This window comes from Sphingobacterium sp. 40-24, assembly GCF_001899705.1.
GTDB lineage: Bacteria > Bacteroidota > Bacteroidia > Sphingobacteriales > Sphingobacteriaceae > Sphingobacterium > Sphingobacterium multivorum.
The window spans coordinates 140,117-152,850 of record NZ_MKWH01000067.1 but is presented as its reverse complement, the minus strand read 5'-3'; the positions used below and the strand labels follow the sequence as shown (position 1 = coordinate 152,850).

The 12,734-nt window shown below is 45.5% G+C and carries 6 protein-coding genes; all 6 read left to right on the top strand.

Annotated elements, in window-relative coordinates:
• The first annotated feature begins 184 nt into the window (after nt 1–184).
• Genes BGP15_RS25750 through BGP15_RS25725 form a run of 6 tightly spaced genes read left to right on the top strand, consistent with a single transcriptional unit; the run spans nt 185 to nt 12,722 of the window.
• Complete coding sequence (locus tag BGP15_RS25750) at nt 185–3,367, top strand: SusC/RagA family TonB-linked outer membrane protein (protein WP_286771115.1); 3,183 nt, start codon at nt 185–187, stop codon at nt 3,365–3,367.
• 13 nt (nt 3,368–3,380) lie between these two features.
• Nucleotides 3,381–5,279 carry a RagB/SusD family nutrient uptake outer membrane protein gene (locus BGP15_RS25745; RefSeq protein WP_115050359.1) on the top strand — a complete coding sequence of 633 codons (1,899 nt, stop codon included), beginning with the start codon at nt 3,381–3,383 and terminating at the stop codon, nt 5,277–5,279.
• 27 nt (nt 5,280–5,306) lie between these two features.
• Nucleotides 5,307–8,186, top strand: a complete 2,880-nt coding sequence (locus tag BGP15_RS25740; RefSeq protein ID WP_286771114.1) for a SusC/RagA family TonB-linked outer membrane protein — start codon at nt 5,307–5,309, stop codon at nt 8,184–8,186.
• A 21-nt stretch (nt 8,187–8,207) separates the two neighbouring features.
• Nucleotides 8,208–9,971, top strand: coding sequence for a RagB/SusD family nutrient uptake outer membrane protein (locus BGP15_RS25735; RefSeq protein WP_286771113.1), 1,764 nt, complete (start codon nt 8,208–8,210; stop codon nt 9,969–9,971).
• Nucleotides 9,972–9,987: 16 nt separating this feature from the next.
• Nucleotides 9,988–11,013, top strand: a complete 1,026-nt coding sequence (locus BGP15_RS25730) for a DUF5627 domain-containing protein (RefSeq protein ID WP_286771112.1) — start codon at nt 9,988–9,990, stop codon at nt 11,011–11,013.
• Nucleotides 11,014–11,036: 23 nt separating this feature from the next.
• Entirely contained in the window at nt 11,037–12,722 is a 1,686-nt protein-coding gene (locus tag BGP15_RS25725; RefSeq protein ID WP_286771111.1) for an endo-1,4-beta-xylanase, read from the top strand.
• The last annotated feature ends 12 nt before the right edge of the window (nt 12,723–12,734 follow it).

The window sequence follows — 12,734 nt, the reverse complement described above, 5'->3', positions numbered from 1 at the left end:
CTATGTCATTATAAAAGAAAATTTAACCAATTATTATACAGCATATGACAGTACCTGATGATCCATGACTGTCCCTTGATTTTTTATCAAAATAATCAAAGGGAATACGGATACAAACGTATCTAGCCAATTAGAGAAAATTTAACCACGAATTCTTCAACCTATTTATCAATCCAAAAATGCGATGATGATTACATGTACAATCACACGAGTAAGGTATTGGAAAAAGCTATGGGGTATAGCTAAGCCATTCACTTTACTGCTGTTCCTGCTTTATGTGGGACAGGCAACACTCTATGCTCAGGCCAAAAGGCAGATAAGGGGCATTGTCGTCGATAGTAACCATAAAAAGGTGAGCGGCGCCTCCATCAGGGTAAAGGGCACCTCGCTAGCCACGGCTACCGATGACAATGGAGTTTTCACGATCCAAGTCCCTGCAGATAATAATTTATTGACCATCTCCAAACTAGGATATGGTCAACTCGAAGTGGATATCCACAATAAGAACACGGTAGAAGTACAGTTAACCGATAAGTCTATCGAAATCGAGGAAACCGTTGTCGTCGGTTACGGTCGTCAGAAAAAAGAAACCGTTGTTGGCGCCATTGCGCAAACTTCCGGTAAAATCCTCGAGCGCGCAGGTGGTGTTTCTAGTGTAGGAGCGGCATTGACCGGTAACGTACCCGGGGTCATTACCACGGCAAGTACCGGTATGCCGGGGGAAGAAGACCCTCGTATTGTGATCCGCGGGCGCAGTACCTGGAATAATACCGACCCATTAGTCATGGTCGATGGGGTCGAACGACCATTATCCGCCGTTGATATCAGTTCCATCGAAACTGTTTCCGTCCTCAAAGACGCATCAGCAACCGCCGTGTATGGTGTCAGAGGAGCCAACGGCGTTATTTTAATCACCACCAAGCGAGGGAAAGAAGGGCAGATGCTGATACGCGGTACCGTCAACAACATTGTTAAGACCGTGTCCCAGCTTCCGGGCAAAATGGATTCATACGATGCATTGATGCTACGCAATAAAGTGATTGAGTATGAATTAGGCATTAACCCTGCAAGTTGGGCCGATTATTCACCACAGGATATTATCAATAAATACCGTTTCCCGGCCGACCAAACGGAACGGGAGCGCTATGTAAATACTGATTGGGCAAAAGAACTCTTTAAAAGCCAAGCATTTTCGCAAAATAGCAGTGTTAATATTGCCGGCGGTACACCATTTGTCAAATACTTTGCCAATGCAGATTATCTCTACGAAGGTGACATGTTCCGCCAGTTTGAAAACGCCAGAGGTTATAAAGCAGGTTATGGATTTAACCGGCTCAATGTACGTTCGAATCTGGATTTCCAGCTTACGCCAACAACAAAATTTTCAACGAATCTAGCGGGCTCCCGTGGTGTCCGAAAAAGTCCATTTGGTGGCGGCAATAATTATTCCTATTGGATTGCAGCCTATACCGTAGCACCGGATGTTATTTACCCACGTTATTCCGATGGTACCTGGGGATTTAATGCGCCAAATCCGAATGCCGGAATAAACTCCGCGCGTGTACTGGCCATCAGTGGAACGGAATATACAACTACAAGTCGCATTACAAGCGATTTCACACTGGAACAGGATCTTAAGTTTTTAGCAAAAGGGCTTAATATACGTGGAACACTCTCGCTGGATAACACTTTTGTTGAAGCCAATCGTGGTATCAACGACGCGAATAATAACACACAGAGCAAGTGGATCGATCCCAAAACTGGACTTCCTACCTATCAGATCCCTTTTGATGGCACCAATAGATTTGATTTTGTGGAGGGTATTGACTGGACAACAGGAGCAGGATTTGTCGACGACAGAGCCACTTACAGAAGATTATTTTATCAGCTACAATTAAATTACGCAACAACCATTGCGCAACACCACAATATTTCGGCAATGGGACTTGTCAACCGAAATCAATACGGTAGGGGGAGCACCGTTCCCTCCTATCGCGAAGACTGGGTATTCCGCACGACCTACAACTATAAAAACAAATATATGCTGGAGTATAACGGCGCATATACAGGATCGGAGAAATTTGCCCCCGAAAACAGATTTGCCTTTTTTAATTCAGGTGGTATTGGCTGGTTAGTTTCGGAAGAAGAGTTTATGAAACCTTTATCCTTTTTGAACACCTTAAAGCTGCGTGGCTCTTATGGGGATATTGGCGACGATAGTGGTGGTGGACAGTTTCTTTATTTAACGCAATGGGCTTATGGCGGTACTTCAGGAATGGGAGTAGACGGCCGGTTTTCCTACTCGGATGGAAATACCAGTCCTTACATCTGGTATAAAGAAAATGTGCTTGGAAACCCCAATATCCGTTGGGAAAAAGTGAAGAAATTAAACTTCGGCGTGGATTTCGGACTGTTCAATGGACAGATTTCCGGAAAGGTAGACTTCTTTAAAGATCATCGGACGAATGTGCTTATCACAGGTGGCGGTCGGTCTATTCCATCCTATTTTGGGGTCGAGGCTCCAACGGCCAACCTTGGAGAGGTAGAAAATAAAGGTTATGAGGTCGAACTGAAATTCAATAAACAACTTAACCCCGATTGGCGGATATGGGCCGATGTCAATTTTACTCATGCCAAGGATAAAGTCATTAATGCCGATGCACCTGAGTTGCTACCCGAATATCAAAAACCGGATAACAAACAGGTGAGTCAAACCTATTCCTATGTTAGCTCCGGATATTATAATACCTGGGATGAACTGTATGGCAGCACCATACATGAAAGCAATGACCTTGCTAAGCTTCCCGGCAATTACCACATCCTGGACTATAACGGCGATGGTATTATCGATGCCAAAGACAATATTCCTTATGCCTTTCCCTCCGTTCCACAAAACACCTACAATTGTACAATTGGGTTTGACTGGAAGAATTTCAGTGTCATGACACAATGGTATGCCGTCAACAATGTGACGCGTCAGGTTGTCTTCAATAGTTTCTCGGGGCAACTAAATTTAGCCTACGATGAAGGTTCTTATTGGTCAAAGGACAATATCAATGCGGATGTACCACTCCCCCGGTGGTTATCCCAGTCAAGCAGCTACGCCCCTGGCAACAGATATATGTTTGACGGTTCATACATTCGATTAAAGACAGCAGAAATTGCTTACAATTTTAATCGCGAATCCGGCGTAATCAAACGCCTGGGCCTTCAAAACCTCCGCCTATTCCTGAATGGCAACAACCTGGTCTTCTGGTCGAAAATGCCGGATGACCGAGAATCCAATTACGCCGGTACCGGTTGGGCTTCTCAAGGAGCCTATCCTACGGTAAAGCGTTTCAATCTAGGTGCAAACATTACTTTTTAAAGCAATTAGACAGATGAAAAAATATTTTAAGGTAATCTTTATAACGGGTGTACTGTGGTCCACTGCCTCACTACTATCCTGCAATAAATATCTAGACAAAGAGGAACAGTCCAATGTATCATCCAAAGAAGCATTTAAAAACTTTATCAACTTTCAGGGGTATACTGAAGAACTGTACAACTGTGTAGTCAATTTCAGCAACAACTACTGGACCAACTCCTGGAACTGGGGTGAAGATGAAATAACCTCCACAGCGAACAACTTTCATTATGTAAATAAGATCGATCAAGGCAATTTTTGGGGTTGGCAAAGGGAATTCGACGGCTGGGGTGCCGGTTGGATGGATCAGGGCGATTTTACCACCAGAAACGACGATGTATTTGCCAACCGTGCCTTCCGCGATCTATGGAGTGCCTCCTGGTTTGGCCTTCGTAAAATAAGCCTTGGCCTAGAGAATATCGATAAACTGACCGAAGCGACGCAGGAGGAAAGAAACCTGATCAAAGGGCAATTGTTATTTTTCAGGGGTTGGTTTCACCACCGGTTGATGGAATACTTTGGCGGTATGCCGTACATCAATTATGTACTTCCAAGTGACGAAAAGCTCCGGTTGCCAAGACTTAGCTACCAGGCCTGTGCAGACCTTGCCGCGGCCGATTTTAGAGAAGCGGCCAACCTCTTGCCGATCGACTGGGACAATACAACCGCTGGAAAGCGTACACTAGGTAAAAACCAGTTGCGCATCAATAAAATAATGGCACTGGCCTATCTTGGAAAAAACTACCTTTGGGCAGGAAGTCCACTGATGAATTTTCAGTCCACTGGAAGTAAAACCTATCAGGCTGATTACTGCAAAAAAGCTGCCCAGGCCTTTGGCGAATTGCTGTCCCTCGTGGAGAGCGGCCAGACAAATTATGCACTGGTACCCTTGGCCAATATTCATTTAAACTTTTACACCACGGGACAAAACTGGGCCATGCCAGGAAGTACAGAGGCCATATTCAGAGGCCCTTATATTGACGCTTGGGTGTCTAACTGGGGAACAAGCAAACAATATATTCCACTGGAGGTTGGAGATGGCGACCTTAAGTTTAACCCAACGGCAAATTATGTCGATTACTATGGCATGAAAAGCGGCTTACCAATCAAGGACATTACCCAGTCCGATGCGGAGTCGGGATACAATGCCGAATACCCCTGGAAAGATCGCGACCCACGCTTTTATAAAGACATTATTTTTGACGGCACAAAAGTCGTACAGGGAAATATGTCGGCATCAGAAGAAAAAAACCGCTATGCCAATCTATTCACAGGCGGAAGCTATCGGGATACCCGTACCGGAAGTCAGACGGGCTACGTCTTACGCAAATTTATCCCTTTAACATCCAATAAATATGATCAAGCCTACAGTTACGGTACCAATCTTCATATTTACGTCCCTTACATGCGTCTTGCTGATGTCTATCTGATGTATGCCGAGTCTGCCCTAATGGCTTCCAATTCGGCTACGGGCAAAGCAGACAATTACGGTAAAACTGCTGTCGATGCCATCAATATCGTACGCGATCGCGCCGGTGTGGGCCATGTAGACAGCAAATTTCTCAACTCCGCGGCAGCCCTGCTTCCCGAGCTACGTCGCGAACGTGCTGTGGAACTTGCCTTCGAAGGTCACCGTTTTAATGATCTGCGCCGTTGGTTGTTATTGACCGAAGCGCCTTACACCTTAAAGAAGGCAGTTTCGTTTGATCGAGCAGGTATCTTTAACAACCAAGATCCGTCTCAAAATCGCGTAGTCAATATTCAAGAGAACGTTATTCTGGAACGCAAATTTACGAGCAAGCATTATTGGCTGCCACTAAAGGTCAGAGATGTCAATATGTATCCCGAGTTCTATCAGAACCCAGGCTGGTAACGAGTTTTTCATTTAATCATTTAAAAAATGAAGTACAAAAAATTAAGTATAGCACTATGTCTTGGATTAAGCTGGATCGCCACCACGGAAGGAATGGCCAAAGAATCGCTTAATCCAACCATTGGACAATATAAAAATACACATTCAACATGTTCGAAAACTGGTCTTCAGGACAGTATCGGCAAAGACAGTACAACACTTGTACAAGTTGCTTTCCGGAAAGTTCAGAAAAAAGACCTCATGGGCAATGTCCAGTCCATCAACATCCCACAATTGCTCGACAAGAGCTACAACACCTACAGTCTGGAAAATCTCGATGCCTTTATTTCCGGATATAACGGTAATATCTGGGGGATGAGCGGTTATCTGGTCTTAGTGGATGGATTTCCGCGCGACGCCAATAACGTTATGCCGACCGAGATCGATCAGATCAGTGTCCTAAAAGGAGTCAATGCCATTGCACTCTATGGTAGTCGGGCCGCAAAAGGAGTAATCAGCATTAACACCAAACGCGGAAAAGCTGGGGGTCAGCAGATAAAAATCAGGGCCAATAGCGGTATCAATACGGCGATCAGTTATCCGCAATACCTGGGCTCTGCCGAATATATGACGTTATACAACGAGGCCCGGCAAAATGACGGTCTCTCTGCACTCTACGGTGCCGAAACCATCTACCAACATGCAGCCGGAACAAACCCTTTCCGCTACCCAAATGTTGATTACTATTCCTCGGACTATATCAAGGATCATTCTAATCGCTACGATGCCACCGCCGAAATCTCAGGCGGAAATCAGCGGGCACAATATTATACCAACTTTGGTTTTTGGTCCGAAGGGTCTATGCTCAATTTTGGACAGGCCAAGAAAAATGGTGGTGCCAATCGATTTAATATGCGTGGCAACATCGACGTCAAAGTCAATGAAATGATCTCGCTCAATGTGGACGCTTCGGCCAGCTTTTACATGTTAAAAGGAGTCAACGCAGATTATTGGGGAGCAGCTGCCATCGCTAGGCCGCATCGCTTCTCCCCACTCATCCCGATCGATATGATCGAAGAAGGTGACATCAATTCGATGGTGTATGTCAACAATAGTAATTTTCTCATCGATGGTAAATACCTTCTGGGGGGAAGTCAGCTGGATCAGACCAATGCCTTTGCTAACATTTATGCCGGTGGCACCAACCGCTATCTCAACCGCCAGTTTCAATTTAATACAGGTTTGAATTTTGACTTGAAAAATATCCTGGAAGGATTGGTTTTCAAAACCAACCTCGCCGTGGACTATCAGTCCAATTACAATCAGGCCTACAACAACAATTATGCAGTATATCAAGCTTCATGGAACAACTATGACGGAAAAGATCGAATCAGTAGCCTTACAAAATATGGGGATGACCGCATTTCGGGCTTACAAAACATCAGCGGCAGCACCTATCGGCAGACCATCGGACTCAATGGATCCTTAAACTTTAACCGCACCTACGACAACAACCACCATGTTTCGGCAATCCTATTGGCCAATGCATTTCAGATCGCTGCCTCCGGCAGTTACCATAAACTCAGTAATGCCAACCTAGGGCTACAGTTAGGCTACAACTATTCCGGTAAATATTATGTTGATTTTAGTAGCGCCTATAGCCATTCGGCGAAATTACCGCAGGGGAACAGACAGGCCCTCTCCCCGACATTAGCCCTTGCCTGGCGCCTGTCAAAAGAAAACTTTCTTGTCAATAGCAAAGTTGTCAATGACCTAAGATTGTCCGCTTCGGCGGGGATCTTAAACACAGACCTGGACATTAACGATTATTTCCTGTATCAAGGCTATTATACCTACAACAATGGGGCCTGGTATAGCTGGGCGGATGGCGCATTGGTACACTCTTTTGACCGACGGAGAGGCGACAATCCAAACATGAAATTTCCAAAACGCAAAGAACTTAACATCAGCCTTGAAGGTGGACTTTACAATAACCTAATCACCTTCAATACATCCTACTTTTTTAACCGCATGAGCGGTGGTTTGGTGCAAGCGGCAACGCAATACCCGATGTATTTTACCACAGGTTGGCCGGTTTATTCGGATCTTCCCTTTATCAATTACAACAGCGACGAACGGCGAGGTGTAGACTTTGGAGTCAACTTGAACAAACAGATAAACCAAACTTTTGTATCACTGGGATTCAATGGGATGTACTATACGACAAAAGCCGTAAAAAGGGACGAACTTTATCAGTTTAGCTATCAAAATAAAGCCGGGAAACCGCTCGATGCATTATGGGGTTTACAGCATGATGGTTTTTATATGAGCCAGTCCGACATTGACAATTCGGCTTTCTCTTCATTTGGTGAGGTAAAACCGGGTGATATTAAGTATAAAGACCAAAACGGGGACGGCACGATTGATACGCGTGACGAAGTCTATCTGGGCAAAGGCGGATGGAGCGGAGCTCCACTTACATTAGGACTCAACCTGACGGTCAAATGGAACAACTTCACCCTTTTTGCTGCCGCTACAGGCCAGTTTGGTGCCAAGGCTATGAAAAACAGTTCTTACTTTTGGGTAGATGCGGAGGATAAATATTCGGTGGTCGTCCGCGACCGCTGGACAGAGTCGACCAAAGAAACCGCTACTTATCCACGCCTAACTACCTTCAACAGTGATAACAACTTTCGAAGCTCAGATTTTTGGCTTTATAAGACGGATCGCATCAACCTGTCCAAAGTGCAGCTTTCCTACGATTTCCCAAAACGTATACTCAGTTCCAAATTTATCCATGAATTAGGTATCTACGCCAACGGATCCAATCTGTTGATGATAGCAAAGGAAAAAGAAATCATGCAATTGAATATCGGACAAGCGCCTCAAACGCGATTTTTCAACGTCGGCCTAAAGGCTCTATTTTAATTATGAATATTTAAAATGAGAATGATGAAAAAACTATTAACGCTAGCCATCGCGAGCAGCCTGTTATTTTCTTCCTGCGAAGATATGTTTGAACCGGCTCTCGAGAATAATCTTGAAATTGAAACGGCCAATAGCCGCCCGTTATATGCTCAGGGATTGCTTTTAAACGGATACAACCGAATCCCAAGCAATAGCTACAGCTTTGATGACGTTGCGACCGACAATGCGGTGAGCAACGATAAGAACAATACATTTCTAAAAACGGCAACCGGCCAGTGGACAAGTATCAACAACCCCTTCGATCAATGGCGCAACAGCTATTCGGCCATACAATACCTGAACAATTTTCTGTCCTTAACGGACCAGGTTGAATGGGCCATGGAGCCAAAAGTTAGCGCCCTATTCAACGACCGGATGAAAGGCGAAGCCTATGGCCTTCGTGCACTGTTTATGTTCCATCTCCTACAGGCGCATGCCGGCAAGTCAGGCACAGGAGAGATATTGGGCGTTCCGATCCATTTGACTCCTGAGACCGTCAATTCGGATTTCAATCAACCCCGAGCCTCATTTGAAGCCTGTATGCAGCAATTGTACGACGACATCAACAAAGCAGAGGATCTATTGCCGATGGATTATGAAAATATAGCTAGCGACAGCCAGGTTCCAGTTAAATATGTAGGAACCGTAAACGCCAACGATTACAATCGCGTATTTGGGTCCACGTTTAAATTACGGATGACCAAGCGCATTGCACAGGCTATTCGTGCCAGGGCAGCGCTATTAGCAGCAAGTCCAGCATACAGTGAAGGGAGTAAAACGACCTGGGAGCAAGCCGCGATCTATGCGGGGCAGGTCATCCAAGCCAAAGGCGGTGTCAGTGGGATCGACCCTAAAGGATTTACCTGGTACAATAAAGAGGTGGTCGACGGTTTAACCTCCGGCTCCAATCCGGCCGAAATTCTTTGGCGTACAGACAAAGGAAATAGTAACAGTATGGAACAAGATCATTTTCCGCCAACATTATTCGGTAGAGGCCGACTCAACCCAACGCAGAACCTGGTCGATGCCTTCCCTATGGAAAATGGCTATCCCATTGCCGATGCCAATTCGGCCTACAATAAAGCCAATCCTTACGATAAACGGGATCCACGATTGAAGACCTATATCATTGTCAATGGTGCGACAGCAGGTGTCAGCAATTCAGCGATCAATACGACAGCCAATAGTCCGACCAATGACGGCTTGAACAAAGTCGAAACTTCCACACGGACGGGTTATTACCTGAAAAAGCTCCTGCGTCAGGATGTCAACCTCAACCCCTCATCCTCTACGCAACAAATGCACTTCAATGCGCGTATACGCATGACGGAAATGTATCTGGCCTATGCCGAGGCGGCCAATGAAGCTTGGGGACCTACAGGTATGGGTACCTTTACGTTCTCGGCCTACGACATCATCAAAGCTATTCGCCGGCGTGCAGGTGTAGGCACCAACAATGGCGACCCTTACCTGGAGCAAGTCAAAAACAATAAAGATCAAATGCGGCAGCTGATCCGAAACGAACGCCGACTGGAACTTTGCTTTGAAGGATTCCGATTTTGGGATCTTCGCCGTTGGAAAATGGATATCAATGTCGCCGCAAAAGGCATGAGTATCAACAACAACAGCTATACCGAAATACCTGTCGAGAATAGACTCTATGAAAACTATATGAATTACGGCCCAATCCCGTACAGCGAGGTACTTAAATACAGCAATCTTGTACAAAATATAGGTTGGAATTAAACTTAACATGCACACGATGAAAAAAATCAATATCCTGTACGCAATGGCTTTAGTAAGTTTGGCGTCCTGCAAAAATAACGACTGGGAGTTCCCTGACTTTGAATTTCAATCGGTATACTTCGCTTATCAGACACCGGTCAGAACAGTGACCCTGGGCGAAGACATCTTTGACAATAGCCTCGACAACCAACATAAGGTCAAAGTCATGGCAACCACAGGCGGCGTGTACAACAACAAAAAAGATATTCGTATCGACTTCGTTGTCGACAACAGTCTCACAAATGGGCTTCACTACCCAAATGGGCAGGCTGTTACCGCACTGCCTGACAATTATTATCAGCTTGCCAGCAACCAGATCAGCATTCCCAGCGGTAGCCTCACGGGCGGTGTAGAGATACAGCTGACCGACGCGTTTTTTGCCGACCCCAAGTCGTTGGAAACCTATTACGTTTTACCGCTCCGGATGACAAAGGTTGTCAATGCCGATTCAATACTCTCCGGTAAAACCTCGTTGCAGACTGCCAATAGGGCAATTGCATCCGACTGGGACGCTGCACCGAAAGATTTTATCTTCTATGCCCTCAAATATATCAATACCTGGCATGGCAATTACCTTCGCCGCGGTACCGATCAGATCGTTGGCAAAGGCGCCAACAGTAGCTTGACAAAAAGCGTTGTCAGGCATCAGGCCTATGTCGAAAAAGATGAAGTCAAAAACATCAGTACGGCAGCACTTAAGAAATCAGTCTTGCCTCTATCTTTTAAGGGAGCAGGTGATGTCAATATGAATCTCAATTTGAACCTATCTTTTGACGACGACAATAATTGCAGTGTTAGCTCGGCTACTGCCGGCGTATCAGCTACCGGAAGTGGAAAATTCGTCAAACGGGGCGAAAAAAACAGCTGGGGCAATGCAGACCGAGATGCACTATATCTATCCTACACGATCGATATGGCACAAATGACCGTCACAAGCAAGGATACCCTCGTTATGCGGGACCGATCCGTAAAAATGGAAACTTTTACGCCCGTCAAAAAGTAGTATCAATTCAATAACGAACAACGATGAAAAAAATCAATAAAACTATCGTCATCCTACTTTCGCTCGGCACTGTCTGGAGTTCCTGCTCCAAATATCAACCCTTGGAATTTGCTGTTGATAAACCGCAGGAAGTGCTGGCGCAGGAAGATATAAATGCCTACAATCCCCTGAAAACTTATTTAGACAAACAGGCAAACCCCGCATTTAAACTTGGTGTCGCGCTCAATATGAACGATTATTTTAATAAAGGAGTACTCTACCGCTTGGCTAATCGTAATTTCGAAGAAATGGTGATGGGCTATGAAATGAAGCATGGTTCCATTGTGCAAGCTGACGGAAGCCTGAATCTATCTCGTGTAGAACAGCTGATCACAGCTGCACAGGAAAACAACATGGCACTGTATGGCCACACGTTGTGCTGGCATTCGGGACAGAATGCCACCTACCTGAATAAGTTAATCGCTCCTGTGGTTATACCAGGTTCTGGAGGACCAGCTCTAGCGGGACATGCACTAAAAATGAGCAATCCCTCTGTTGTCAATGCCTGGGAAGCACAGACAGCCACAGACATTAACCCAACGGAAATAGGGAAAGAATATGTATTGAAGATTGTAGCCCGGGGCAGTAAAGCGGGCAACATTGGTATCGATCTGCAGAGCACCTCCAATTATACGGGCGACAATATGGGTTCATTGGCATTAACAACAAGCTACAAAGAATACGAACTCAAAGTCACCGCAACTGCAGCGCGTAACCGTTTTATCATCAATTTTGGTCAATATGATGGAACTATTTTCATCGACAAAGTCGTGCTGACAAAAACAGGTAGTTCGGCAAGCCTTATTGCCAACAGTGATTTTGAAAACAATATTGATGGCTGGTTTGGCTGGGGAAACAATTCCTCCAGAGCGCAGTCCGCCAATGGCGAAGGTTATGGAAGCCCTGGGGGCAGCACGATCGAGAAAACCTCTGCCGAGAAAGAAGCCATTCTCGCGAAAGCGATGGAGACATTTATTGCCGGCATGCTTGAGAAAACCAAAGGCTACATCAAGGCTTGGGATGTAGTCAACGAACCGATGTCCGACTGGCCCGACCAATATGCCCTAAAGACGGGAGTCGGCAAAACCGATCTGGCGGATGATGAATTCTACTGGCAGGATTATTTGGGTAAAGATTATGCCGTGAAAGCCTTCCAGTTTGCCCGCAAATATGGTAATGCCAATGATCTCCTTTTCATCAATGACTATGGCTTGGAAGGCAGTGGCAACAAATGTAAAGGGCTCATCGCCTATGTCGGCTACATCGAAGGCAAAGGGGCCAAAGTGGATGGAATCGGCACCCAGATGCACATCGATATCAATACCAGTAAAGACCAAATCGTCAGCATGTTCAATCTATTGGCCGCAACCGGCAAGCTGATTAAAGTGTCTGAGCTCGATATCGGCCTTGGAAGCGGCATAAAGACCAGCAATGCAACAGCTGAAATGTATCAGAAACAGGCTGATTTATACAAGTTTGTCGTTGAGAAATACCTCGAGATCATTCCCAAGGATAAACAGTACGGTATCACCCTATGGAGCCCGTTGGATAGTCCAGACCAGGAGGGTTCATTCTGGCGACGTGGAGAGCCCATCGGCTTATGGACCGAAGGATTTGTTCGAAAGCCAGCCTACCAGGCTGTTGCTGAGGCATTGTCAGCTAAAAAATAAGATCATTAATCA

Excerpts from the sequence above, each read along its gene's own strand:
- BGP15_RS25750 (WP_286771115.1), top strand. The coding sequence starts at position 185 with ATGATGATTACATGTACAATCACACGAGTAAGGTATTGGAAAAAGCTA.
- BGP15_RS25745 (WP_115050359.1), top strand. The coding sequence starts at position 3,381 with ATGAAAAAATATTTTAAGGTAATCTTTATAACGGGTGTACTGTGGTCC.
- BGP15_RS25740 (WP_286771114.1), top strand. The coding sequence starts at position 5,307 with ATGAAGTACAAAAAATTAAGTATAGCACTATGTCTTGGATTAAGCTGG.
- BGP15_RS25735 (WP_286771113.1), top strand. The coding sequence starts at position 8,208 with ATGATGAAAAAACTATTAACGCTAGCCATCGCGAGCAGCCTGTTATTT.
- BGP15_RS25730 (WP_286771112.1), top strand. The coding sequence starts at position 9,988 with ATGAAAAAAATCAATATCCTGTACGCAATGGCTTTAGTAAGTTTGGCG.
- BGP15_RS25725 (WP_286771111.1), top strand. The coding sequence starts at position 11,037 with ATGAAAAAAATCAATAAAACTATCGTCATCCTACTTTCGCTCGGCACT.